Annotated in this window: 27 protein-coding genes; 13 read left to right on the forward strand and 14 right to left on the reverse strand. The window is 70.4% G+C overall.

The window, feature by feature from the left end; genetic code table 11:
• Nucleotides 1-230 precede the first annotated feature (230 nt).
• Complete coding sequence (locus OG219_RS08260; RefSeq protein WP_266824418.1) at nucleotides 231-1,106, forward strand: undecaprenyl-diphosphate phosphatase; 876 nt, start codon at nucleotides 231-233, stop codon at nucleotides 1,104-1,106.
• A gap of 180 nt (nucleotides 1,107-1,286) precedes the next feature.
• Here the strand turns inward: OG219_RS08260 and OG219_RS08265 are convergent, their stop codons facing one another.
• Nucleotides 1,287-1,847, reverse strand: coding sequence for a carboxymuconolactone decarboxylase family protein (locus OG219_RS08265; protein WP_266824421.1), 561 nt, complete (start codon nucleotides 1,845-1,847; stop codon nucleotides 1,287-1,289).
• Between the two features lie 197 nt (nucleotides 1,848-2,044).
• Between OG219_RS08265 and OG219_RS08270 the strand changes: the two genes are divergently transcribed.
• Complete coding sequence (locus OG219_RS08270) at nucleotides 2,045-2,320, forward strand: helix-turn-helix domain-containing protein (protein WP_266836036.1); 276 nt, start codon at nucleotides 2,045-2,047, stop codon at nucleotides 2,318-2,320.
• Nucleotides 2,321-2,403: 83 nt separating this feature from the next.
• Complete coding sequence (locus OG219_RS08275) at nucleotides 2,404-2,583, forward strand: hypothetical protein (RefSeq protein WP_266468103.1); 180 nt, start codon at nucleotides 2,404-2,406, stop codon at nucleotides 2,581-2,583.
• Nucleotides 2,584-2,802: 219 nt separating this feature from the next.
• On the opposite strand, the gene OG219_RS08280 is transcribed toward OG219_RS08275, so the two are convergent.
• Nucleotides 2,803-3,543 (reverse strand): SDR family NAD(P)-dependent oxidoreductase, encoded by a 741-nt coding sequence (locus OG219_RS08280; protein ID WP_266824424.1) that lies wholly within the window; start codon nucleotides 3,541-3,543, stop codon nucleotides 2,803-2,805.
• Between the two features lie 195 nt (nucleotides 3,544-3,738).
• Between OG219_RS08280 and OG219_RS08285 the strand changes: the two genes are divergently transcribed.
• From OG219_RS08285 to lnt, 4 genes are all read left to right on the forward strand, one after another.
• Nucleotides 3,739-4,014: a hypothetical protein gene (locus tag OG219_RS08285; protein WP_266824426.1), complete on the forward strand. Its 276-nt coding sequence runs from the start codon at nucleotides 3,739-3,741 to the stop codon at nucleotides 4,012-4,014.
• The gene (locus tag OG219_RS08290) at nucleotides 4,011-5,189 is read left to right on the forward strand and encodes an FAD-dependent monooxygenase (protein WP_266824428.1); all 1,179 of its coding nucleotides are present in this window, start codon (nucleotides 4,011-4,013) and stop codon (nucleotides 5,187-5,189) included. The genes OG219_RS08285 and OG219_RS08290 overlap by 4 nt, the downstream gene beginning before the upstream one ends.
• A 185-nt stretch (nucleotides 5,190-5,374) precedes the next feature.
• On the forward strand, nucleotides 5,375-5,860 hold the full coding sequence (locus tag OG219_RS08295; protein WP_266824430.1) for a nuclear transport factor 2 family protein: 486 nt from the start codon (nucleotides 5,375-5,377) through the stop codon (nucleotides 5,858-5,860).
• A 133-nt stretch (nucleotides 5,861-5,993) separates the two neighbouring features.
• Entirely contained in the window at nucleotides 5,994-7,559 is a 1,566-nt protein-coding gene (gene lnt, locus OG219_RS08300) for an apolipoprotein N-acyltransferase (protein ID WP_266824432.1), read from the forward strand.
• Here the strand turns inward: lnt and OG219_RS08305 are convergent.
• Nucleotides 7,477-8,388: a Gfo/Idh/MocA family protein gene (locus OG219_RS08305; RefSeq protein ID WP_266824434.1), complete on the reverse strand. Its 912-nt coding sequence runs from the start codon at nucleotides 8,386-8,388 to the stop codon at nucleotides 7,477-7,479. The two genes, lnt and OG219_RS08305, sit on opposite strands and share 83 nt — an antisense overlap.
• Nucleotides 8,389-8,604: 216 nt before the next feature.
• On the opposite strand from OG219_RS08305, the gene OG219_RS08310 reads away from it, so the two are divergent.
• Nucleotides 8,605-9,075, forward strand: a complete 471-nt coding sequence (locus OG219_RS08310) for a hypothetical protein (RefSeq protein WP_266824436.1) — start codon at nucleotides 8,605-8,607, stop codon at nucleotides 9,073-9,075.
• A gap of 61 nt (nucleotides 9,076-9,136) precedes the next feature.
• On the opposite strand, the gene OG219_RS08315 is transcribed toward OG219_RS08310, so the two are convergent.
• The 8 genes from OG219_RS08315 to OG219_RS08350 form a co-directional block, all read right to left on the reverse strand.
• Entirely contained in the window at nucleotides 9,137-9,934 is a 798-nt protein-coding gene (locus tag OG219_RS08315) for a maleylpyruvate isomerase N-terminal domain-containing protein (RefSeq protein WP_266824438.1), read from the reverse strand.
• A gap of 138 nt (nucleotides 9,935-10,072) precedes the next feature.
• Complete coding sequence (locus OG219_RS08320) at nucleotides 10,073-10,648, reverse strand: hypothetical protein (protein WP_266836037.1); 576 nt, start codon at nucleotides 10,646-10,648, stop codon at nucleotides 10,073-10,075.
• 162 nt (nucleotides 10,649-10,810) lie between these two features.
• Nucleotides 10,811-11,494: a uracil-DNA glycosylase gene (ung, locus tag OG219_RS08325; RefSeq protein WP_266824440.1), complete on the reverse strand. Its 684-nt coding sequence runs from the start codon at nucleotides 11,492-11,494 to the stop codon at nucleotides 10,811-10,813.
• A gap of 81 nt (nucleotides 11,495-11,575) precedes the next feature.
• The gene (locus tag OG219_RS08330) at nucleotides 11,576-13,159 is read right to left on the reverse strand and encodes an ABC transporter substrate-binding protein (protein ID WP_266824442.1); all 1,584 of its coding nucleotides are present in this window, start codon (nucleotides 13,157-13,159) and stop codon (nucleotides 11,576-11,578) included.
• Nucleotides 13,160-13,372: 213 nt separating this feature from the next.
• Entirely contained in the window at nucleotides 13,373-14,134 is a 762-nt protein-coding gene (locus OG219_RS08335) for an SDR family oxidoreductase (RefSeq protein ID WP_266824444.1), read from the reverse strand.
• A gap of 16 nt (nucleotides 14,135-14,150) precedes the next feature.
• Nucleotides 14,151-14,912 carry a 3-oxoacyl-ACP reductase FabG gene (gene fabG, locus OG219_RS08340; RefSeq protein ID WP_266824446.1) on the reverse strand — a complete coding sequence of 254 codons (762 nt, stop codon included), beginning with the start codon at nucleotides 14,910-14,912 and terminating at the stop codon, nucleotides 14,151-14,153.
• A gap of 158 nt (nucleotides 14,913-15,070) precedes the next feature.
• Entirely contained in the window at nucleotides 15,071-15,454 is a 384-nt protein-coding gene (locus OG219_RS08345) for a DUF3037 domain-containing protein (RefSeq protein WP_266824448.1), read from the reverse strand.
• Nucleotides 15,451-16,206: a HipA family kinase gene (locus tag OG219_RS08350; RefSeq protein WP_266824450.1), complete on the reverse strand. Its 756-nt coding sequence runs from the start codon at nucleotides 16,204-16,206 to the stop codon at nucleotides 15,451-15,453. Before OG219_RS08350 ends, OG219_RS08345 begins: the two co-directional genes overlap by 4 nt.
• A 118-nt stretch (nucleotides 16,207-16,324) precedes the next feature.
• On the opposite strand from OG219_RS08350, the gene OG219_RS08355 reads away from it, so the two are divergent.
• Nucleotides 16,325-16,801, forward strand: a complete 477-nt coding sequence (locus OG219_RS08355) for a Rieske (2Fe-2S) protein (RefSeq protein ID WP_266824452.1) — start codon at nucleotides 16,325-16,327, stop codon at nucleotides 16,799-16,801.
• A gap of 12 nt (nucleotides 16,802-16,813) precedes the next feature.
• Here OG219_RS08355 and OG219_RS08360 read toward each other — a convergent pair whose 3' ends face one another.
• Entirely contained in the window at nucleotides 16,814-17,464 is a 651-nt protein-coding gene (locus OG219_RS08360) for a cysteine hydrolase (protein WP_266824454.1), read from the reverse strand.
• A gap of 129 nt (nucleotides 17,465-17,593) precedes the next feature.
• Between OG219_RS08360 and OG219_RS08365 the strand changes: the two genes are divergently transcribed.
• Nucleotides 17,594-18,061, forward strand: a complete 468-nt coding sequence (locus tag OG219_RS08365) for a pyridoxamine 5'-phosphate oxidase family protein (protein ID WP_266824456.1) — start codon at nucleotides 17,594-17,596, stop codon at nucleotides 18,059-18,061.
• A gap of 11 nt (nucleotides 18,062-18,072) precedes the next feature.
• Here OG219_RS08365 and OG219_RS08370 read toward each other — a convergent pair whose 3' ends face one another.
• Complete coding sequence (locus tag OG219_RS08370; protein WP_266824458.1) at nucleotides 18,073-18,975, reverse strand: LysR family transcriptional regulator; 903 nt, start codon at nucleotides 18,973-18,975, stop codon at nucleotides 18,073-18,075.
• Nucleotides 18,976-19,049: 74 nt separating this feature from the next.
• On the opposite strand from OG219_RS08370, the gene OG219_RS08375 reads away from it, so the two are divergent.
• Nucleotides 19,050-19,985, forward strand: a complete 936-nt coding sequence (locus OG219_RS08375; RefSeq protein ID WP_266824459.1) for a DMT family transporter — start codon at nucleotides 19,050-19,052, stop codon at nucleotides 19,983-19,985.
• Between the two features lie 35 nt (nucleotides 19,986-20,020).
• Here the strand turns inward: OG219_RS08375 and OG219_RS08380 are convergent, their stop codons facing one another.
• Nucleotides 20,021-21,352 (reverse strand): aminotransferase class I/II-fold pyridoxal phosphate-dependent enzyme, encoded by a 1,332-nt coding sequence (locus OG219_RS08380; protein WP_266824460.1) that lies wholly within the window; start codon nucleotides 21,350-21,352, stop codon nucleotides 20,021-20,023.
• Nucleotides 21,353-21,387: 35 nt separating this feature from the next.
• Here OG219_RS08380 and OG219_RS08385 point away from each other — a divergent pair, with 35 nt between their 5' ends.
• On the forward strand, nucleotides 21,388-22,077 hold the full coding sequence (locus OG219_RS08385) for a pyridoxamine 5'-phosphate oxidase family protein (RefSeq protein ID WP_266824462.1): 690 nt from the start codon (nucleotides 21,388-21,390) through the stop codon (nucleotides 22,075-22,077).
• On the forward strand, nucleotides 22,077-22,706 hold the full coding sequence (locus tag OG219_RS08390; RefSeq protein ID WP_266824464.1) for an FMN-binding negative transcriptional regulator: 630 nt from the start codon (nucleotides 22,077-22,079) through the stop codon (nucleotides 22,704-22,706). The genes OG219_RS08385 and OG219_RS08390 overlap by 1 nt, the downstream gene beginning before the upstream one ends.
• Nucleotides 22,707-22,714 lie beyond the last annotated feature (8 nt).

Here is a 22,714-nt window from a genome sequence, read left to right on the forward strand (position 1 = left end):
TGCAGAAACGTATGCGTCGGCCCATCCCCTGGTCAACACCGAGTGCGCGCTCGCCCGGCGGCACGGGACGCCCCCGGGCGGCTGCCGCCCCGTCCTCCTACGAAACCCCTGTGCCGGGGCTGTCGGACGGGGACGCTACGCTGCCCTGAACACCACCCGTGATCACCGCGATCAGCGGCACGGTATGCCCTGCGCCCCCTCCACGATCAGTACTGGGACCACGTAACTTCATGTCTTGGTTTGAATCCCTCATCCTCGGACTCGTCCAGGGGCTCACCGAGTTCCTTCCCGTGTCCTCCAGCGCGCATCTGCGGCTGACAGCGGCGTTCGCGCGCTGGGACGACCCGGGCGCGGCCTTCACCGCGATCACCCAGCTCGGCACCGAGGCCGCGGTACTGATCTACTTCCGCAAGGATGTCGCGCGGATCATCTCGGCGTGGTCACGCTCACTCGTGAACAAGGCGATGCGCAGCGATCACGACGCGCAGATGGGCTGGCTGGTGATCGTCGGCTCGATTCCGATCGGCGTGCTCGGGGTGACGCTCAAGGACCAGATCGAGGGGCCGTTCCGTGATCTGCGGATCACCGCGACGATGCTGATCGTGATGGGCGTCGTCATCGGCATCGCCGACCGGCTCGCGGCCCGCGACGAGACGGGCGGGAAGCACCGGGCCGCCAGGGAGCGCAAGACACTTCAGGACCTGAACACCAAGGACGGCCTGCTCTACGGCCTCTGCCAGGCGATGGCCCTGGTCCCGGGCGTCTCCCGGTCCGGCGCGACCATCAGCGGCGGCCTGTTCATGGGCTACACCCGTGAAGCGGCGGCCCGTTACTCCTTCCTCCTCGCCATGCCCGCCGTACTCGCCTCCGGGCTCTTCGAGCTCAAGGACGCCAGCGAGGGGGGCCATGTCGACTGGGGCCCGACGGCTTTCGCGACGGTCATCGCGTTCGCGGTCGGGTACGCCGTCATCGCCTGGTTCATGAAGTTCATCTCACACAAGAGCTTCATGCCGTTCGTCTACTACCGCATCGCGCTCGGCATCCTCATCATCGTGCTGGTGACGACGGGCGCGCTCAGCCCGCACGCGGCGGAGTCGGCGGGCTGAGGGCTCCGGCTCCGGCTCCGGCTCCGGCTCCGGCAGGCGACCACGGAACCGGAAGGTCAGGCCTCAAGCCCGGCCGCCGGAGAGCGGACCGGCGGCCTCGGTTCGTGCGTGCCGACACCGAGTCGGCGGCCCGACGACCCAACTCCGGCACGCCACCGCGGAGTCGGCAGTGCCGTCGGCTCAACTCCCCGGCAGGGCGAGCGCCCAGGGTTCCTCCTCAATCCGAACTCCGTTCGCGACGTAAGCGATCGTCCGGTACCAGCCCGCGAGGACCAGCAGCTCCAGGACTTCGGGTTCGTCGAGGTGCTCCCGCAGCCCGCTCCACGCCGCGTCGCTCACCTGCGAGGTGGCGTGGAGTTCGTCCACCGCCCGCAGCAGGGCAGTCTGCCGGGCGGACCACGCCGGGTCGTCGGCTTCGCCGGTCGCGGTGAGGGGGACCTGCTCCTCGTCGAGTCCGGCCGCTTCGGCGTACGCCGCCATGTGGACGCCCCACTCGTACGCGCATCCGGAGCGGGCGGTGACGCGGGCGATCACGAGTTCGCGGTCGGCGTCGCCGAGCCTGCCGTGGACGAGGAGTCCCGCGCCCAACGCCCTCATGCGTGAGGCCAGTTCGGGGTGGCGTTCCAGGACCTTGAAGAGCATCAGGGGTTCACGGGTGACACCGGGCGGCATCCACCTGTGCAACGCGCGGTCGGTCTCGGGCTCGTAGGGCGGCGTGACGCCGTCGATGCGCTGCTTCATGCCCAGCACCCTTGCGCTTCTGAAATCGAAGCGCAAGGGTGGGAAGTGAGCAACTCTCCGCGAGAGGCACCCACTTGACCACGCCACCTGAACCACCGCACCACTCCGCCGCCGGCGCCCCGGCACCCGACTTCCCGCCAGTCGACACCCCGGCGCCCGGCCGCCCGGTGCGCGGCTCGACGAGCGGCCGCCCCGTCATGGCGGCGTTGGACCTGCTCGGGCGGCGCTGGACTCTGCGCGTCATCTGGGAACTCCACCGCGGCGGCGCCCCGATCGGCTTCCGCGACCTCCAGCGCCGCTGCGACGACATGTCCTCCAGCGTCCTGTCCACCCGCCTCACAGAACTCCGCGAGGCGGGTATCGCCACGTCGACGGCCCACTCCTCCTGGCATCTCACCCCGCTCGGCGACGACTTGGTGACCGCGATGGGTCCCCTGCTCGACTGGTCCCGCAGATGGGCCGAGCAACGTTGACCACGGCGATCGTGACCAACCACATACGGCCTGAGTAGCCGTCTGGTAGCGCACTGTCAGTCCATGCCCTTAGGCTTGCACCCATGTCCCCCGATTTAATGCCCTCTGGTTCCGTGCGGTCTGCCGCCGCGGTGAACGAACAGATTCGCGCGCTGTGGATGCGCGCGGGCGGCTCCCTCTCGGCACAGGAGCGAGCGGAGTACGAGCTGTTGGTCGTCGAGTGGGCCAAGGCGATACGCGGCGAGGTCATCGAGGCGGCATGACGTCGCCGGACTGAGCGTGCCACCCAGGCCGGGCCCCACCAGGGAGTTGCTCGACCCGGGCCGTCCACGTCCGCGCGGCGACGATCCAGCGGCACTACAGCTGCGGACCGATCCAGTGTCACTACAACTCCGGTGTGACGGCGATCCAGTGGCACTACACCTGCAATGTGGCCGCGATCCAGCGCCGCTCGAACCGCCGAGCCGGAACGCCCCCGGCCCTCACCGCCCTCCGGCAACCCGCAGCACCGCCCCCGTCGTGTAAGAGGCGTCGGGTGACATCAACCAGGCGATGGCGGCGGCGACTTCCTCGGCCTGGCCGACCCTGCGGAGCGGAATGGCCGGCGCGGCGCGCTCTGCACGGCCCGGGTCGCCCATCGTCGCGTGCATCTCGGTGTCGATCATTCCCGGCGCGACCGCGTTGACGCGAATGCCGTCGGGGCCGAGTTCCTTGGCGAGGCCGATGGTCAGGGCGTCGACAGCCGCCTTGCTGGCCGCGTAGTGGACGAACTCCCCGGGGCTGCCGAGCGTGGCGGCCGCCGACGAGACGTTCACGATGACACCGCTCCCCCAGGCCGCCATCGAACGTGCCGCCCGGCGCGAACACAGCAGCGTGCCCAGGAGGTTGACCTCCACCACCCGCCGCAGATCGGCGGGGTCGGCATCCGCCAGCCTGCCGAGCGGGCCGGTCACCCCGGCGTTGTTCACCAGCCCCGTCACCGGCCCCAGCCGGTCCGCCGCCGTGTCGAACAACCGCTCCACGTCGGCCTCGTCGGAGGTGTCCATACGGACCGTGACGCAGCGCGCCCCGGCCCCCCGGACGGCGGTGGCGGTCCATTCAGCCGCGGCACCGTCACTGACGTATCCCAACGCGATGTCGTGCCCGTCCGCCGCGAGGCGCGTACAGGTCGCGGCACCGATCCCCCGACCGCCGCCCGTGACCACCGTGACAGAACGTGCCATAAGTGCCTCCTCGCAGCGCGAACGGATCGCTCCACGATCGCAGACGCGCGAGCACGTTCTCGTCGAGGGCGTACGGCCGTTCCTCGGGCAACAGGGCCGCCGCACGGTCGAGTTCCCTCGCTCGCACGAGGTGGGCGTGGCCGGCGACTCCGCGGGTACGGAATCAACCGCCGACGTCTTTGCGCCACTTCATGTGTGCACGCGGACCAGCGGGCGGCCCGCGTGCACGACATTCGCCGAAATGCCCCGTACAACGGGCGAGTTCTGTTCGATACCCTGCCCGAGCTGACGGTCGAGTACTGGGGCGCGCTGCTCTTCGACCGCACCGACAGGCCCGCGTCGAGGCGTACGGGGGACGGCCTGCACGACTTCGACGACTGCACACCCGTGCCGGGGCCGACGGATGCCCTCGTGTTCGACCAGGTCGCCGGTCAGGGCGGGGGCGCGCGAGTGTGTGAGGTCGTGGCATGAGAGCGATCGTCGTGGGGGCGGGCATCGGTGGACTGACGGCGACGCTGAGCCTGCGCCGCGCCGGCCACGAGGTCACGCTGATCGAGCAGACAGCGCGGTTCACCGACATCGGCGCCGGGATCCAGCTCGCGCCCAACGCCACGCGCGTGCTGCACCGGCTGGACCTGCTCGATGTGGTCGCCGCGCAGGCGGTCCGCCCCTCCCACGTGAGCTTCCGCACCTGGTCCGACGGGACCGAGATCTGCCGGTACCTGCTGGGACGCGAGGCCGAGGACGAGTTCGGGGCGCCCTATCTGGTACTCCACCGGGCCGATCTGCACCAGGCGCTGGCCGCCGCGGTGCCGACCCCGTCGGTGCGCCTGAACACCGTTGTCGTGGGAATCGACCAGGACGACGAGTCCGCCTGCGTGACCACGGCGAACGGCGAACGCCTCGGTGCGGACCTGGTCGTGGCCGCCGACGGGATCCGGTCCGCGGCCCGCCAGTGGCTCTTCGGCGCGGACGAGGCGGTCTTCTCGAAAACCGCCGCCTACCGGGCGCTGCTCCCGTCGAACGAGGTGGCCGATCTCGGCCTGCCGGACCTCGCCCTCTGGCTCGGTCCGGGACGGCACTTCGTCCACTACCGGGTGCGTCGCGGCAAACTGCTCAACGTCGTGGCCGTGTGCGGGACAGAGGCGGCTCAGGAGTCCTGGACCGCCCGGGCGGAGCCGGGAGAGCAGCTGCGCGAGTTCGACGGTTGGGACCCGCGGGTGCTCAACGTCCTTGAACGCGCCGGACAGGTGTTCCGCTACGGCATCTACACGCGTGCCCCGCTTCCGCGTTGGAACATCGGGCGGGTGACCCTGCTGGGCGACAGCGCCCACGCGATGGTGCCGTTCCAGGCCCAGGGCGCGGCACAGGCGATCATGGACGCGGCCGTACTCGGCGACACCCTCGCGGATGCGACACCGGCCGAGGTACCCGCCGCGCTCGACCGATACGTGCGCCGGCGCCTGGCGACCGCCACCGGCATGCAGGCCCGTTCCGCACGGGCGGGCGAGGAGTTCCACCTGCCCGACGGACCCGAGGCCCAGGAACGGAACGCCCGCATGGCGGCATACGCGGCCGAGAACAGGTTCCTGCCCCAAGCGACCACGTGGGCGGCCGACGCCCTTGACGAACAGACACCATCGTGACCTGCGACGAAGTTGACGGCCGACCGGCGTACTCGTCCCGGTGGTGGTGCCGCGGGCAACTTGGGCCCTCCTGCGTGGGATTGATCGTCCACGGGGAGCAGTGGCGACCCGACGGAGCCGGACGGCTACTGAATATCACCGCTTAGCCCCTTGGCGTGGAAGGCCCCGTGACCAAGACTGATCCAATGACGCAGCGTGTGGAGCTCGCGACCGTGATGGACCGGTTCGCCGTGGACGGACTCGTCACCGAGTACGCGGTGGCCGTGGACGACGGAGACTGGGAGGCGTACCGGGGGCTTTTCGCGCCGGACGGACGGGCGGACTACCGCTCGGCCGGTGGCATCGAGGGGGACGCCGGGCAAGTCGCGGGATGGCTTTCCCAGAGCATGGAGCTCTTCCCCATGCGCCAGCATCTGATCGTCAACAGGCGCGTTCGGTTCGGGCAGCTGGATCAGGACACCGGCGACACCGCCCGGATCCAGGCGGACTACATCAATCCGATGAGGTTCGCGGGACACGACGACGGTTCCACCGCGCCCGACTTCGTGTGTGGCGGCCGATACGCCTTCGGGCTTGTGCGTACGTACGACGGCTGGCGGCTGCGCGAGGTGATCGTCCAGGAGAAGTGGCGCCGCACCCCCCACACACGTCGGGAGCCCGCAGCCACCTGAGGGTCCTGAGCCCGGCCCGAGCTCCCTGACCGAGACAGTCGCCTTCCCTGATCCGACAGCGATCCGATACCCCCTGTCGGAGATCGTCCCCGGCGCGCACACTGGAGGCACGCACCGGGGAGGGAGGCTCAGGATGAACAGGCGCGAGCGCTGGCTCGTCTCCCCCTGGCGCCGCAACGTCGTCGCCGCCCTGGCAGGCGCGCTGCCCGTGTTCGCCTTTCCCGCCCCCTCCCTTTGGTGGTTCGCCTACGTCGCACTCGTGCCCTGGATCCTGCTGGCCCGCTCGGCCCCGACGGCGAGACGAGCCGCGTACGACGGCTGGCTCGGCGGGCTCGGCTTCATGCTGGCGGTACACCACTGGCTGCTGCCGAGCCTGCATGTGTTCACGCTGGTCATAGCCGCGTTGCTCGGCGCGCTGTGGGCCCCTTGGGGCTGGCTGGTACGCCGGTTCCTCAGCGGCGTGCCCTCACCGGGGCAGATCGCGGCCGCACTCGTGGTGCTGCCGTCCGGCTGGCTGATGGTCGAACTCGTCCGGTCCTGGCAGGGGTTGGGCGGCCCGTGGGGCCTGCTCGGGTCGAGCCAGTGGCAGGTGGACCCCGCGCTGCGGCTCGCCTCGGTCGGCGGAGTGTGGCTGCTCAGCTTCCTGGTGGTGACGGTCAACGTCGCCGTCGCCGTACTCGTTTCCGTACGCCAGGCCCGCATACCCGCCGTGGCCGGCCTGGTAGCCACGGCCGCCGCCACCTCGGCGGCCTGGGTGTGGTCGCCGCGCCCCGACGTGGACGGCCGGGTCCGCATCGCCGTCGTACAGCCCGGCGTCATCGACGGCGCCGACCAGCGTTTCGCACGCGAGGAGGCGCTCACCCGCACACTCGCCGGTCAGGACGTCGACCTGATCGTCTGGGGCGAGAGCAGCGTCGGCTTCGACCTCGCCGACCGGCCCGACCTGGCGAACCGGATCGCCGCACTGTCACGGCTCACGGGCGCCGACCTCCTGGTGAACGTCGACGCGCGCCGCTCCGACCAGCCCGGCATCTACAAGAGCTCGGTCCTGGTGGGACCCGAGGGCCCGACCGGCGACCGTTACGACAAGATGCGGCTGGTCCCCTTCGGGGAGTACGTTCCCGCGCGCAGCGTCCTCGGCTGGGCGACCTCGGTGGGCAAGGCAGCCGGCGAGGACCGCAGGCAGGGCACCGAGCAGGTGGTGATGAACGTCGGGAAGGGGCTGCGGGTGGGCCCGATGGTCTGCTTCGAGTCGGCGTTCCCCGACATGAGCCGCCATCTCGCCCAGGACGGCGCCGAGGTGCTCCTCGCGCAGTCGTCGACGTCGAGCTTCCAGCAGAGCTGGGCGCCGGAGCAGCACGCGTCACTCGCCGCACTGCGGGCCGCCGAGACCGGCCGCTCGATGGTGCACGCGACGCTGACCGGCGTCTCCGCCGTCTACGGCCCGAGCGGCGAACGCGTCGGCTCCTGGCTCGGCACGGACGCCAGTACGACGATGGTGTACGAGGTGCCGCTGGCACGGGGTGTCACGCCGTACGTCCGGTTCGGCGACTGGCCGGTCCACGCGGCCCTGCTGGTGCTGGCGATCCTGGGCGCGGCGGAGGGTACACGCGCGTTCAGGCTGCGGCGGCCTGCTCCTCCACCGCACGTACCACCTGCTCGCACAGCTCATGAGTCGCCAGTGCGTCCCGGGCACTGAGCACCTTGCCCGCGCGCACCGCGTCGAGGAAGGCGAGCGTCACCTGCTCGATACCGCGCTGCCTGGCCACCGGTACCCAGTCCCCGCGCCGCCGCACGGTGGGCTGACCCTTGTGGTCGATCACCTCGGCGAGGTTGAGCACCTGCCGCTTGGTGTCCTGGCCCGAGACCTCGAGGATCTCCTCCGCCGAACCGCTCAGCCGGTTCATCACGCCGAGCGCGGTGAAGCCGTCCCCGGCGAGCTGCAGCACGACGTGGTGCAGCAGACCGCCCTCGACACGCGCCCGCACGCTCACGTCGTCGATCGGCCCCGGCGCCAGGAACCGCAGCGTGTCGACGACGTGGATGAAGTCGTCGAGGACCATCACCCGAGTCTCCTCGGGCAGCCCGATGCGGTTCTTCTGCATCAGGATCAGCTCCCGCGGATGGTCGGCGCACTGCGCGTACCCGGGCGCGTAACGCCGGTTGAAGCCCACCGCCAGACTGACATTGCGCTCCTCCGCGAGCCGCACCAGCCGTTCCGAATCGGCGAGTTCGTACGCGAGCGGCTTGTCGACGTACGTCGGTACGCCCGCCTCGAGCAGGCGCGTGACGATCTCGGGGTGCGCCACGGTGGCCGCGTGCACGAACGCCGCGTCGAGATCCTGGGCCAGCAGCTCCGCCAGGTCGCCGTGACGCTGCCCCTGCGGCAGATGGAGGCTGTCGGCGACCCGGGCGAGCGTCGCGGGCGTGCGCGTCTGCACATGCAGCTCGACCCCCGGCTGCACACTCAGCACCGGCAGATACGCCTTCTGCGCGATGTCACCGAGTCCGATACAGCCGACCTTCACGGGGGTCTCCTCAAGGGGGGCGTTGCGGGTTGTGGGGTACGTTCCGGGTTTTTGACCTCGTCGGGAAGCATACGGCTGTCGCGTCGGGCGCCTCGGGGCGTCCGGGTCACCTCAGGGACGCCGGCACCCTCCGGAGGGGCGGAAGGATCACCCGTGCGGGGCATCCTCCGCTTGTCCGCTCCCCCAAAGAGAGCCGGACACAGCAGAGTTGCGCGGGTGCATCGATCAACGACGACCGCGACACTCCTGGTCACCGTGGCTGTAACCGCCCTCTCCGGCTGTGTGACCGTCCAGCGACCGCCCTCTTCCGGCCTGCCGCCCGCACCGTCCGCACCGTTGGGGCCTGCCGTGCCGCGTCCGGACGGCGAGGCCGAGCCGCAGATCGTGCAGGCACCGGCGCGGGAGGCGCTGGAGCTCATCGGCCCGTCCCGCAGGCCCCCGCCCAGCACGCCCGCACCGCGCCGGGCGACACCTCCGTCACCCGCCGAGGACCCACCGGCCACTCCCGGCCACCCCCGCACCGCACCGCGTCCCGAGCCACCGCACCCCGGTCCACGCATCGCCGTCCCACCCGTTGTCCCGGATGTCCCGACGAACGCGGACGTGTGTGCCCTCGGCAGGAAGTACGGGGGCTGGGAGAAGGACAGTCCGCAGGCGGTCATCTGCGAGGGGACGTACGGCCGTTGACGGACGCGGCGCCTACCGCGAAGCGCCCGACCGGGCGGAGGGCGTGGCACATCGTCCCGTCCTACTCCTCCGGCTCCCACGCGCGGAGCAGGTCGAACAGACCTGCGTCTCCCTCCATCTGCAGGGAGTCCGCCGGGATGCGGTCGTACACGAAGAGGACCAGCTCACTGGCCGTGCCGCGAACGGAGACGCCGGCCGCGTCCGGGCCCTCGTCGGCAGCGGGGACGGGGGTCGTGTCGGGCGCGGGGATACGGGTGGAGCGTGCGCCGTCGCCGTCGACCGTGAGGCGCCAGGAGTGGCCCTCGGTGGCGTGGAAGTCTAAGGCAGTGGGCTTGTGCGGCCAGGCACTCGTCGTTGCGACGCAGGTGAACAGGAACTCCTCGACACCGTCGAGTGCCACCTCACCCGGCAGCGCCTCCGGGGCACCCACAGTGACCTGGGCGTCGTAGGTGTGCACGGCGAGCTGCTGGAGCTGGTGCCGGGCGACGGCGCCACAGGTCTGCGGCGACTGGGACGCACCCCACCACGTCCAGCAACCGCGATCCGGGCCGGCCTCCCGCAGTGCGTCCAGCAACTCCTGCGTCGACGCGGCCAACCAGGCCGGCACGGCCTCGCGCTCCCGAGGCGCAGCCGGGGCGCCCTCTGGTACGGACTTGGCCGGAGCAGGCCCTGCGGCGACGGTGGCGGCCCAGGCGCGGCGCCCCTCGCCGATGTGCTGCGCCAGATCGAACAGCGTCCACTCCGGGCAGGTCGGCACCTGCACGTCGAGGCTGCGCGCGGAGGCGACCGCGGCGCGGAAGGCGCTCGACCGTTCGTCGATCAGTCGCAGCAGAACGGGGAACTCAAGGGTCGTTGTCACACCGACTCTCTATCACCGCGGCCCGACAATCGGACTGCGATTTTCACAGCCGTAGCGGCGAGCGCGCGGCGTGGGCGGGGCGCCCTCGGATGACGCCATGTACTCATTCCGAAACGATCAGGTACGCGTAATCCACGGTCAGGGCCGCCGTCTCGGCGGTCCCAGCGTCTCCCCTCCGGGCCCGCCGGAGGAACCAGGACCGCCCAGTGACCCGGGCCCCTCGCCCGACCCCGAAGTCCCGTCCCCGTCGAGCCGCAGCTCCAGACGGCCGATCGCCGCCCGGACACCGTCCCCGTAGGGGTCGTCCCCGAGGGCGCCGACCGCACCGCGTGCCCGGCGCAGATGCGTGCGGGCGGCCTCGGTGCGGCCGAGCTTCACATAGTCGGCGGCGAGATTCAGATGCAGCGACGGGTAGAACGCGCGCACCGCGAGCGACTCGTGGTGCTCGGCGATCCTCCCGTCGGTGAGCTCTTCCGCCGCCGACAACGCCCGCAGGTCCCATGCGAGTTCGTCCGAGGGATCGTCCTGCGTGTCCGCCATGTAGTGCGCCAGCGTGCAGCGGTGCAGGGGGTCGCCGTCCTCGCCGATCTCCGCCCACAGGTCCAGGAAGCGGCTCCGAGCCTCCTCGCGGTCACCGCCGTGGTGCAACATGATGACCTGCCCGATCCGGGTCATCATGGCGTCCGGCGCTGCCTGCTCCTGTTGCTCCGCCACCGCGTCCTCCACAGGCTCGTCACTGATCATCACGACGCCAACGACGCTAACGGCAGCCACTGACAATCACGCTCAGGCGCCTCCGTGCACCGCTGGGCCAGGCCGGTGACGGCCCGGCCGGGCACGCTCTCAGGAGCCCCGCCCGGCCCGGCGGCCCGAATGTCAGCCCAGGTCCGGAATCCGCCAGTCGATCGCCTCGTGGCCCTGCCGCGCGACCGCCTCGTCGATCTGGGTGAACGGTCGCGAACCGAAGAACTTCTTGGCGGACAGCGGCGAGGGGTGCGCCCCCTTCACCACCACGTGCCGCTCCTCGTCGATCAGCGGCAGCTTCTTCTGGGCGTAGTTGCCCCACAGGACGAAGACGGCCGGGTCGGGCCGGTCCGCGACGGCCCGGATGACCGCGTCCGTGAACTTCTCCCAGCCCTTGCCCTTGTGCGAGTTGGCCTCACCGGCGCGCACCGTCAGCACCGCATTGAGCAGCAGCACTCCCTGCTCGGCCCACGGCATCAGATAGCCGTTGTCCGGGATCGGGGTGCCCAGCTCCTCCTTCATCTCCTTGTAGATGTTGCGGAGTGAGGGCGGGGTCTTCACACCCGGGCGGACGGAGAAGCACAGACCGTGCCCCTGGCCCTCGCCGTGGTAGGGGTCCTGACCGAGGACCAGCACCTTCACCCGCTCGTACGGCGTCGCGTCGAGCGCGGCGAAGACCTCGTCCCGCGGAGGGTAGACCGGGCCCTTCGCGCGCTCCTCCTCGACGAACTCGGTGAGTTCCTTGAAGTAGGGCTGCTGCAGCTCCTCGCCCAGGACGTCGCGCCAGGACTCGGGCAGCATGGCGATATCGGTCACGTCAACTTCCTCCGATGTGCGGTCACTTCCAGACCACAGAACCTACCGCCGCCCACTGACAATCAGGTCCCAAGGCCCGCGCTACCAGCTTGTCTTCCGGTACAGCGCCCACATCGTCATGATCGTCGACGGGTCCAGGGCGACCTCGCCACCCGAGATGTCCTCACTCGCGGCCACGTACTGCTTGCCCTGCCACAGGGGCAGCAGCCGGGCGTCGTCCACGAGGATCTGCTGGGCCTCCTCGAACTCCTTGACCACGGCTCCGCGGTCGGTCTCCCGGCGCGACTCCGGAAGCAGGTTGTTGGTGATGTGCGGCGACGGATAAGGCGTACCGAGCGCGTTGTCCTCGCCCACGAAGGGCGCGATGAAGTTCTCGGCGTCCGGGAAGTCGGGGAACCAGCCTCGCCCGAACACCGGGTACTCGCCCTTGCGGTAGCCCTCTTCGTACGTCTTCCAGGGGCGGCTCTTGAGGGTGACCGTGAAGAGGCCGGAGTCCTCCAGCTGGCTCTTGAGTTCCCGGAACTCGGGGGCGGTCTCGGAGCCGTAGCGGTCGGTCGTGTACCAGAACGTGAGGGGGACGCGCTCGTTGATGCCCGCCTCCAGGAGGATCTGCCGGGCCTTGGACGAACTGGGGGCTCCGTAGTCGTCGAAGAAGCCCACGGTGTGGCCGGTCAGCCCCTTCGGGACCATGGAGTACAGCGGCTCGACGGTGTCCTTGTAGACCTTGTGCGCGATCAGCGTCCGGTCGACGATCTGGGCAACCGCCTTGCGGACGGCCGGTTTCGCGGCCCAGGGGTCCTTCGGGTTGAACACCAGGTAGCTGATCTCGGTGCCCGCGCCCTCGATGAGCTGGAGGCCCTCGTCGGGGTCCTGGCCCTGGAGGGAGACGATGTCCGAGGCGGCGAGGCCTCGGTAGGTGACGTCGATGTCCTTGTCCCGGAGGGCGTCGACCATCTGGGCCGAGTCCTGGAAGTAGCGGATGGTGACCGCGTTGTTCTTGCGGTCGGCGAAGCCCTTGTAGCGGTCGTTCCTGACGAGTTCGGCCTGCTTGCCCTCCTCGTAGGACCCGAGGCTGTAGGGCCCCGAGCCGGTGACCCGGCCGTCCTTGCGCAGGGCGTCGGCGGGGTAGTCGTCGGGGTCGACGATCGACATGGCGGGCGTGGCCAGGACGAACGGGAAGGTCGCGTCGGACTTGTTGAGGTGGAAGACGACCTCACGGTCGCTCAGCACCTGGACCCGTTCAAGGCTTCCCAGAAGCCCCGCGGGGCCGCCTTCGACACCGATCTTCCTGATCCGGTCGATCGAGTACTTGACGGCCTGGGCGTCGAGCTTGTCCCCGTCGGAGAACGTCATGTCATCGCGCAGGCGGCAGCTGTACGTGCGGTTCGCCGCGTCCGTGAACTTGCACTCGGCAGCGTCGGGGCCGGGCTCGACCGCGCCGTTGGGGTAGCTCAACAGCGTCTGGTAAATGTTGCGGAACAGCTCCCAGGAGCCGTCCCAGGAAGCCGCCGGATCCAGCGTGCTCGGGGCACTGGTGGTGCCCACGACGATCGGTCCGTCGTCGTCGGACGAGCCCGAGGAGAGGACACCGCATCCGGCGACCAGGGATATCGACGTGATCGTCGCCAGCTGCCGCAGACATCGGTTCCGGTTCGGGTTGAACACGCGCTCGCTCCTCGATCTGCCGTACCAAGGGTCGGCAGACCATACCGCAGTGCCCCACCGGCGGAACCGCTTTCCCGGCAGGGCACTTGATCAGCGAGTATGTGACTACGTTGTCATCGTTCTGTGCACCCGAAATGCCTCGACGCGGGCGCGGTTTCTGTCAATTGGTCCGTCGGCGCGGGCGCTCTCCGTCGGCCCGCGCCGGCGCTCACGTCATCCCACCCCGGCGTTCAGGAAGATGCCGCCGTCGACCACCAGCGTCTGGCCGGTGATCCAGTCCGACTGCTCGGAGGTGAGGAACGCGGCGGCGCCGCCGATGTCCGAGGGGACACCGAGCCGGCCGAGCGGGTACGCCGCGGCCGCCTCCTCCTCGCGGCCCTCGTACAGGGCCTGCGCGAACTTGGTCTTGACGACGGCGGGCGCGATCGAGTTGACCCGCACCAAGGGTGCGAACTCGTGCGCCAGTTGCAGGGTCAGATTGACCATGGCGGCCTTGCTGATGCCGTACGCGCCGATGAACGGCGAGGCGGAGATGCCGGCGAGGGAGGCGATGTTGACGATCGCACCGCCGTTGTCCTTCTGCCAGGCGTGCCAGGTCCGCTGGGCGAAGCCGAGCGCCGAGACGACGTTGGTCTCGAAGACCTTGCGGGCCACATTGAGGTCGAGGTCGGCGATGGGGCCGAACACCGGGTTCGTACCGGCGTTGTTGACGAGGTAGTCGACTCGGCCGAAGGCCTCCATGGTGCGCTCGACGGCGACGGCCTGGTGGGCCTCGTCGTGGGCCTTGCCCGCGACGCCGATGACGCGGTCGGCACCCAGTGCCTCGACGGCCTCCTTGAGGGTGTCCTCGTTGCGGCCGGTGATGCAGACGCGGTCACCGCGCGCGATCAGGGCCTCGGCGACGCCGTAGCCGATGCCGCGGCTCGCGCCCGTGATGAGCGCTACCTTGCCCGAGAGCTCGGGGAGTGTGGTCATGTCCGTGTCCCCGGCCTTAGTTGAGCGGTCCACCGGCGACGTACAGCACCTGGCCGGAGACGAATCCGGCCGCCTCGCCCGTGAAGAAGGCGATCGCGTTGGCGATGTCGTCCGGGTTTCCGACGCGCTGTACGGGGATCTGGGTCGCGGCGGCGGCCTGGAACTCCTCGAAGCCCATGCCGATGCGGGCGGCCGTCGCGGCGGTCATGTCGGTGACGATGAAGCCGGGGGCCACGGCGTTCGCGGTGACGCCGAACTTGCCGAGCTCGAAGGCGAGCGTCTTGGTGAAGCCCTGCAGACCGGCCTTGGCGGCGGAGTAGTTGACCTGGCCGCGGTTGCCGAGGGCGGAGGACGAGGACAGGTTGACGATCCGGCCGAACTTCGCGTCCACCATGTGCTTCTGAACGGCCTTCGACATCAGGAAGGCGCCCCGCAGGTGCACGTTCATGACCGTGTCCCAGTCGGACGTGCTCATCTTGAACAGCAGGTTGTCGCGGAGGACACCCGCGTTGTTCACCAGGATCGTCGGCGCACCGAGCTCCTCGGCGATCCGGGCGACGGCCGCCTCGACCTGGGTCTCGTCGGAGACGTCACAGCCGACCGCGATGGCCTTGCCACCGGCGGCGGTGATCTTCTCGACGGTGTCCTTGCACGCGGCCTCGTCGAGGTCGATCACCGCGACGGCGCGGCCCTCGGCGGCCAGTCGTACGGCGGTCGCGGCACCGATGCCGCGCGCGGCACCGGTGACTACGGCGACGCGCTGCTCAGTGGTGGACATTGCTGGTTCTCCTCGCCCTTGAAAAGCCCTGCGGCCTGAATTGCCCTGCGGCTCACACGGTACGCCCGCCAGTGAGCAACCGCTTAGTACCTTCAGCAGACGTGACGCTAGAAGCCCTGACACCCGGTGTCAACGGCACACCGCGCACGTGTGATCCATTACCTGACCAGCAGCTCGAGCAGCCGCTCCGCCTCGGCCCGCGGATCCACGGTCAGCCCGGTGTGCACGGGCCCCGGCTGGACGACCGTCGAGCGGGGCGCGATCAGCCAGCGAAAGCGCCGTCCGGCGTCGTCGTGCGCCGCCTGACCTGCCGCTTCCCCTCCGGCGCAGACTCCCTCGACAGCACGCAGCGCGGCCCGTACGCCCGCCACGTCCGCCTCCGGATCCAGCGCCCGCAGTTTGGTCTCGTCCAGATGCGTGTGGGCGGCGACGAAGGACTTGGCGCGGCAGTACACCAGCACGCCCGCGTTGAAGCACTCGCCGCGCTCGACCCGCGGCACCACACGCAGCAGCGCGTACTCGAAGACGTCCCGCTCGCTCACTTGTTCCCCTTGATGCGCTCATGGATGGTGGCAGCGCGCGCGAGCAGCGGCTCGGCGTACGCCCGCCGCAGAGCGTCCGTCGTGTCGAAGCCGGGCTCCCCGTCGAGCCACTCGTCAGGGATCCCGGCGGTCACCTCGGCGAGCAGTTCCTCCGTGACCAGCGGTGCCAGCTCGGTGGCGGCGGAGGCGATGTCCGGGCCGAAGGGCGCGAGCGCGTGGTCGGTGGCGTCGTACGGCTTGGCGGCGGAGGCCTGGGCGCCGGGCCAGTTGTGGTGCCAGATCATCGTGGCGCCGTGGTCGATGAGCCACAGGTCGCCGTGCCACACCAGCATGTTGGGGTTCCGCCAGGAGCGGTCGACGTTGTTGACCAGTGCGTCGAACCACACGATCCGCCCGGCCTCCTCGGGGCTCACCCGGTGTGCCAGGGAGTCGAAGCCGATCGCCCGGGAGAGGAAGTCCATCCCGAGGTTCAGCCCGCCGCTCGACTTCAGCAGTCCCTGAACCTCATGGTCCGGTTCGCCGAGCCCGAGGACCGGGTCAAGGCCGATCGTCACCAGGCCGGGCACACGCAGGCCCAGCCGACGGGCCAGTTCACCGCAGACGACCTCCGCGACGAGCGTCTTGCGCCCCTGCCCGGCGCCGGTGAACTTCATGACGTACGTACCGAGATCGTCGGCCTCGACGAGTCCCGGCAGCGAGCCGCCCTCACGCAGGGGCGTGATGTAGCGGGTCGCGATGACTTCCTTGAGCATCGCCCCAGGCTACTGGGATCTCGATCGCATCAAGATGCGCGCTCGACCTGAACAGCGCCCGCGGCCGGGCCGTACTCCTGTACGGATCGACATTACGTACGGTGAAGGGAAAGTCAGCATGACCAGCGGATCACTCAAACCCGTATCGGCACCGTCCCGCCGCACAGTCGTGGCGGCGGTCGGCGCGGCGGGAATCGCCGTCGCGCTGACCGCCTGCGGGTCGGAGGACGACTCCTCCGCCTCCTCGGACGTGCAGGACAACAGCAGTGGGGGCGCCGCCGGGGACGACACCGCCTCGGCCGGCGGGGGCACCGTACTCGCGAAGACCTCGGACATCCCCGAGGGCGGCGGCAAGGTCTTCGAGGCCGAGGGTGTGGTGGTGACCCAGCCGGCGGCGGGCACATACAAGGCCTTCTCCTCCAAGTGCACCCACCAGGGCTGTGCCGTGAAGGGCATCGCCAACAACGTCATCACCTGTCCCTGCCACAACAGCCAGTTCTCCGCGGAGGACGGCAGCGTGACGAAGGGCCCGGCGACGCAGCCCCTGGCCGCCGCGAGCATCACGGTGGACGGGGACTCGATCACGCTGGCGTGAACGGGACCGGGATCAAGCCCGCGGAACGCGCCGCGGCCGCTTGAGGACGGCCAGCACGTCGTCGGTCGACGTGATCGTGGCGACCAGGGCAAGGGTGTTGCGGATCATCGCGGCGGTGTAGTCGGAGGGCACCCCGGCGATCGCGTCCGCGGGCACCACCGCCGTGTAGCCGCGGTTCACGGCGTCGAACACGGTGTTGGGGATGGCGACGTTGGCCGAGACACCGGTCACCACGAGGGTGCGGCAGCCCAGATTGCGCAGCAGCGCGTCGACATCGGTGCCCGTGATCGGCGACAGTCCGTGCAGACGCCGTACGACGAAGTCCTCTTCGGCGACCTCGATGGGCGGCACGACCCGCACCGCCGTCGTCCCCGTCAGCTGCTGTACGGGGAGCCGCTCGGCCGCGCGGAACAGCCTGGCGTTGCGATTGGCGCCCCGGCCGTCCGGGCGGCGCTCGGCGATCGCGTGGATCACCTGCACCCCGCTCTCGTGCGCGGCGGCGACCAGCCTCGCGACGTTCGCCAATGCTCCCGACGACCGTGCCTCCTTGGCGAGTTCGGGCAGCGCGCTGTCCTGTCCCACGACTCCCTGCTGGCACTCGACGGTGAGCAGTACCGTGGTGGCGGGGTCGAGGAGTTCACTGAGCTGTTCGTACGACGGCATGGCTGCCCCTTGTCGTCGAGGGTCGGGGCGGGCGAGCGTAGCGACCATTGCGTGGGGACGGAAGACGCCCCATGCTTTTCTGACGCGATGTCAGAGGATCTCTGTCGACGTAGGGGAAGAGGGGACCGCATGGCCGTAACTCAGCGCAGGGGTCGGAGAATCATGATGACACCCGGCGAGCTGGACGAGTTCCTCACCACCCAGCGCACCTGCCGCGTCGCGACCGTGTCGAAGGACGGTGTTCCGCATGTGAGCGCCCTCTGGTTCGCCTGGGACGGCACCTCCCTGTGGCTGTACTCCGTGGTGCGCAGCAAGCGTTGGGCGGAGCTGCGCCGCGATCCGCGGATCGCCGTGGTGATCGACACCGGCGAGGAGTACGGGGAGCTGCGGGGCGTCGAGCTGGCCGGCACGGTGGACTTCGTGGGCGAGATCCCCCGCACCGGGGAACTGCGCGCCGAACTCGACGTCCCGGAGACCCTGTTCGCACGCAAGAACTTCAGCCTGGAGGAGATGCCGCACGACGGCCGCCACGCGTGGGCGCGGCTGACGCCGACGTCGATCGCCTCGTGGGACTTCCGGAAGCTGCCGCAGCAGTAGGACCTGCCCGCTCAGGCGACCGCTTTCCCGGCTCTGCGCAAAGCCTCGACCGCCGCCCTGATGGAGGGGCGGCGGTCGGCGTCCGCCCGCCACACGACGTAGACATGTCGCCGCACCCGCTGCCGCAACGGCACCGTGACGACTCCCTCGGGCATCGGATGGCGCCCGAGCAGCGGCGCCACGCACACCCCGAGCCCCGCGGCGACCAGCCCCAGCTGTGTGTGCGTCTCCGCGGCGCGATGGCCGATGTGCGGCTCGACGCCCTTGGAACGCAGCGTGAACATCAGCCACTCGTGGCAGAACTCGCCCTCGCCCCAGGTGATCCACTCGTCGTCGGCGAACTCGCCGAGGTCCACCTCCGCGCGGCCCGCGAGCCGGTGTCCGACCGGCATCGCCACATCGGCCGGGTCGTCGAGGATCGCCGCCTTCACCAGGCCGTCGGGCAGCGGCATCGGCTTGTTGTACCAGTCGAGCACGACCGCCAGATCGAGATCGCCGCGCACCACCCCGGCGACTCCGGCCTCCGGCTCCAGCTCGCAGGAACGCAGCCGCAGCCCGGGATGATCGGCGCGGAGCGCGGCGAGCGCGGTGGGAAAGAGCCCCCGCGCGGCCGTGGGGAACGCGGACAGCCGCAGCTCGCCCACCACTTGCCCCCGCTGCGCCTCCAGGTCGGACTGGGCGAGTTCGACCTGGGACAGGATCCGCGCGGCATGGTCGGCGAGCAGCCGCCCTGCGTCGGTGAGGCGCACGCCCCGCCCGTTCTTGGCGAGCAGCTGCTGCCCCACCTCTCGCTCCAGCTTGGACATCTGCTGGGAGACGGCCGACGTGGTGACGTGCAGTCCGTCGGCCGCGCCGCTCACCGAGCCGTGCCGGGCGAGGGCGTCGAGGGTACGCAGGCGCTCCAGATTCAACATGTAAGCAATGCTACGAGATATCGGTCCAGAAATCTCGCTTGTACTACGAGATCGTTCTGCCTCATCGTTGGGCCATGACCACCGCCGCCACTCCTCGCACCGCCACCCCGACCGACGCGCTCCCCCGCCGCCGCACCGCCCTGGACTGGCGGATCCGTTTCGGTGTCCTCTCCCTGATCTGGGGCTTCAGCTTCCTGCTCATCAAGGTCGGTACGCAGGGCTACGCGCCGTTCCAGGTCACGCTCGGCCGGCTGGTGTTCGGGACCGCGGTGCTCGCGGCCGCGATGGCCCTGAAGCGGGAGCGGCTGCCGCGCGGCGCACGGACCTGGGCGCATCTCACGGTCGCGGCCTTCCTGCTCAACGCGCTGCCGTTCTCCCTCTTCGCTTACTCCGAGCTGACGATCCCCTCCACGCTCGCGGGCATCTGCAACGCGACTTCGCCGCTGTGGGGCATGGCACTGTCGCTGGTCGCACTCTCCGAGGACCGGCCGACCAGGCGCAGGGTCGCGGGGCTCGGCATCGGCTTCCTGGGCGTCCTGACGGTCCTCGGTGCCTGGCAGGGCTTCCACGGCCTGGACGCCACGGGCACGGTGATGGCCCTGATGGCCTCGCTGAGCTATCCGATCGGCTGGATCTACGTCCGCCGCACGCTGGCCGGCTCCGGCCACTCGCACCTGTCGATGACCGGCGCGCAGTTGCTGCTGGCCAGCGTCCAACTCGCCCTCGTCACACCGCTGTTCACCTCCCTGCCGGACCACTTCCCGCTCGTCCCGTTGCTCGCGATCGCCGCCCTGGGCACCCTCGGCACGGGCCTCGCCCTTCTCATCCAGTACGGCCTGGTCGCCGAGGTCGGCCCGACGACGGCCCAGATGGTCACGTACTTCATCCCGGTCATCGCCACCGGCGCCGGTGTGGCGATCCTCGGCGAGTCGCTGGCCTGGTCGACACCGGTCGGCGCGGCGATCATCCTGGCGGGCGCGGCGCTCACCCAGGCCAAGGGGCGCCGATGACTCATACGCCGTGGCGGTGACTCAGTGGCGATGACTCATACGTAGTGGCGTGCGGGCGCCGGGCCGACGGCGGCGGCGACCGCGTCCGCCAACGGCTCGATGTCGCCCGGCGTGAGGGACGAGACGGTGATCCGCAGACCGGGCGGCGCACTCATCCGGAAGCGGGCCCCGGGCGCGACGGCCCAGCCGGCGTGCAGCAGCCGCGCGACCGCCCCGGTCTCGTCCGGGACGGGAATCCACACGTTCATGCCACTGCGCCCGTACGCCGCGATGCCCCGCTCCCCGAGAGCGCCGATCAGCGCATCGCGCCGCCGCTCGTACGACGCCGCCACGGCCTGTGCGTCCACCGCGCCGCTGGTCCACAGGTGGACGACCGCGCGTTGCAACAGGTGGCTGACCCAGCCGGGGCCCAGCCGCTGCCGCCCGTGAACGCGGTCGACGGTGACGGCGTCCCCGGTGAGAACGGCGAGCCGCAGGTCGGGCCCGTACGCCTTGGCGACGGAGCGGACCAGGACCCAGTGGCGGGTCGTGCCGGCCAGCGGGTGCAGCGGCAGGTCGACGATCCGGTGTCCGTGGTCGTCCTCGATGAGCAGGGTGCCCGGGTACTCCTTGAGCACGGAACGCAGTGCACGCGCGCGCGTGGCGCTCACGGCGGCGCCGGTCGGGTTCTGCGCACGGTCCGTGACGATCAGAGCCCGCGCGCCGGCCCCCAGTGCGCGCCGTACGTCGTCGGGGACCGGGCCCTCGTCATCGACACCCACGGAGACGATGCGCAGCCCGAGCGCCGGCACGAGGTCGAGCAGACTGCCCCAGCCGGGATCCTCGACGGCGACCGCGTCCCCGGGCTTGAGGTGGGTCACCAGCACACGCTCGATGGCGTCGAGCGATCCGGAGGTGACGACGACGGGCCCGTCGGGCACGCCGTCGGCGTCGAGTTCGGCACGCGCCAGCCGCGCCAGCTCCGGTTCGACGGCGGCCTCCCCGTACATCACGGGTTCACGGTCCGACCGCTCCGCCGCCGCCGCGAACGCCTCGGCGAGGCCGGGCAGCAGCGCGCGATCAGGGTTCCCGTCGGCCACATTGCGTACGCCGTCCGGCACCTCGACCCTGATGTATTCGCGTCCCGTCGTGGCCGGCTTGGAGCGGATACGACTGCCCCGGCGGCCCGCGGTCTCGATCACCCCGCGCTCCCGCAGCGTGCGGTAGGCGGCCGCGACGGTGTTGGGATTCACTCCGAGCTGCCCTGCCAACTCCCGCATCGGCGGAAGCAGTTGCCCCGGCTCCAGCCTGCCCGACCCCACCGCACGCTCGACGCTCGCGGCAATCTCGGCTGCGCGACGCCCTTCGATCCGATACTCTCCTAGCACAAAGCACAGTATGCACTAATACAATGGAGAACGCAATGCCGGAGACGAGCACTCAGCCTGGGACGCCGCAACCCGCCGCCTACGCCCCGACCGACCGGACCGTCCCCACCCGATCCGCGAAGCGCGCCGCGTACGACCACGAGTCGGTGCACTCGATACTCGACGAGGGTTACGTCTGCCACCTCGGCTTCGTCCGAGACGGCGCCCCGGTCGTGCTCCCCACCCTCTACGGACGCGTCGGCGAGCGCCTCTACGTGCACGGTTCGACAGGCTCGCGCCCCCTGCGGATGACCGGCCAGGCCGATCCCGGGCTGCCGGTCTGCCTGACCGTCACACACGTGGACGGCCTGGTGCTGGCGCGGTCCGCCTTCCACCACTCGATCAACTACCGCTCCGTGGTGGTGCACGGCATCGCCCACCAGGTGACCGACCCGGACGAGCGGCGGACGGCCCTGGACGCACTCGTCGACCACGTCGTCCCCGGCCGCTCGCAGGACTCACGCCCCGCCAACGCCAAGGAGCTGGCGGCCACCGCCGTGATCAGCCTCGACCTGAACGAGGTCTCCGCGAAGGTCCGCACGGGCGGCCCGAACGACGAGCCCGAGGACCTCTCCCTGCCCTACTGGACCGGAGTCCTCCCGCTGGCCAAGGCGTACGGCGCCCCGATCCCGGCCGACGACCTGGCCCCCGGCATCGAGCTCCCCGACTACCTGACGGCCCTCTGATGCTGATCCACCCCTGGGACGCACCCCGCGACGAGGCCGAGTGGCAGCGGTGGCTCGCCACTCATGACTTCGGGCAGCTCGCGGTGAACGGCCTGCCCGGCGAGTCGCCGCACGTACAGCCACTGCACTTCGCGTACGACGCCGAACGGGGAGAGGCCCTGACCCACTTGGCGCGCCCGAACCCGCTGTGGCCCGCCCTCGAAGCCAACCCGGTCGTGCTGCTGTCCGTGGTGGACGACTACGCCTTCATCCCCGGCCCCTGGCAGGCCCCGCCGGAAGCACCGCCCGAGCACGGCACGCCGACGAGTTTCTACACAGCCGTCCAACTCCGCTGCACCGCCCACGTCGTGGACGACCCGGAGGAGAAGGCCGAGCTGCTGAACCGCCAGGTCGGCCACTTCCAGCCTGACGGCGGCTCCGCGACCGCCGCCGTCGGCAAGGCTCCGTACGGCCGTCTCCTCTCCGGCATCCGCGGCCTCCGCCTCGAGGTGACCGACGTACGGGCGAAGTTCAAGTACGCGAGCCATAAGCCGGCGGAAGTGCAGGAGCGGATCGCGACCGGGCTGGCCGCGCGGGGCGGACCGGGGGACGCGGCGGCTCGGGAGCACCAGATGCGCAGGCGGGGCTGATCTTCAGC

This window comes from Streptomyces sp. NBC_00038 (assembly GCF_026343635.1).
Lineage (GTDB): Bacteria > Actinomycetota > Actinomycetes > Streptomycetales > Streptomycetaceae > Streptomyces.

Coding starts and splice junctions, on each gene's coding strand:
- OG219_RS08370 (WP_266824458.1), bottom strand. CDS start 18,975: ATGTTGAATCTGGAGCGCCTGCGTACCCTCGACGCCCTCGCCCGGCAC.
- OG219_RS08280 (WP_266824424.1), bottom strand. CDS start 3,543: ATGGCACGTTCTGTCACGGTGGTCACGGGCGGCGGTCGGGGGATCGGT.
- OG219_RS08275 (WP_266468103.1), top strand. CDS start 2,404: ATGTCCCCCGATTTAATGCCCTCTGGTTCCGTGCGGTCTGCCGCCGCG.
- OG219_RS08385 (WP_266824462.1), top strand. CDS start 21,388: ATGCCGGAGACGAGCACTCAGCCTGGGACGCCGCAACCCGCCGCCTAC.
- OG219_RS08360 (WP_266824454.1), bottom strand. CDS start 17,464: ATGCCGTCGTACGAACAGCTCAGTGAACTCCTCGACCCCGCCACCACG.
- OG219_RS08265 (WP_266824421.1), bottom strand. CDS start 1,847: ATGAAGCAGCGCATCGACGGCGTCACGCCGCCCTACGAGCCCGAGACC.
- OG219_RS08260 (WP_266824418.1), top strand. CDS start 231: ATGTCTTGGTTTGAATCCCTCATCCTCGGACTCGTCCAGGGGCTCACC.
- OG219_RS08365 (WP_266824456.1), top strand. CDS start 17,594: ATGGCCGTAACTCAGCGCAGGGGTCGGAGAATCATGATGACACCCGGC.
- OG219_RS08355 (WP_266824452.1), top strand. CDS start 16,325: ATGACCAGCGGATCACTCAAACCCGTATCGGCACCGTCCCGCCGCACA.
- fabG (WP_266824446.1), bottom strand. CDS start 14,912: ATGTCCACCACTGAGCAGCGCGTCGCCGTAGTCACCGGTGCCGCGCGC.
- OG219_RS08350 (WP_266824450.1), bottom strand. CDS start 16,206: ATGCTCAAGGAAGTCATCGCGACCCGCTACATCACGCCCCTGCGTGAG.
- OG219_RS08295 (WP_266824430.1), top strand. CDS start 5,375: ATGACGCAGCGTGTGGAGCTCGCGACCGTGATGGACCGGTTCGCCGTG.
- OG219_RS08290 (WP_266824428.1), top strand. CDS start 4,011: ATGAGAGCGATCGTCGTGGGGGCGGGCATCGGTGGACTGACGGCGACG.
- OG219_RS08335 (WP_266824444.1), bottom strand. CDS start 14,134: ATGACCACACTCCCCGAGCTCTCGGGCAAGGTAGCGCTCATCACGGGC.
- OG219_RS08375 (WP_266824459.1), top strand. CDS start 19,050: ATGACCACCGCCGCCACTCCTCGCACCGCCACCCCGACCGACGCGCTC.
- OG219_RS08390 (WP_266824464.1), top strand. CDS start 22,077: ATGCTGATCCACCCCTGGGACGCACCCCGCGACGAGGCCGAGTGGCAG.
- OG219_RS08270 (WP_266836036.1), top strand. CDS start 2,045: ATGGCGGCGTTGGACCTGCTCGGGCGGCGCTGGACTCTGCGCGTCATC.
- lnt (WP_266824432.1), top strand. CDS start 5,994: ATGAACAGGCGCGAGCGCTGGCTCGTCTCCCCCTGGCGCCGCAACGTC.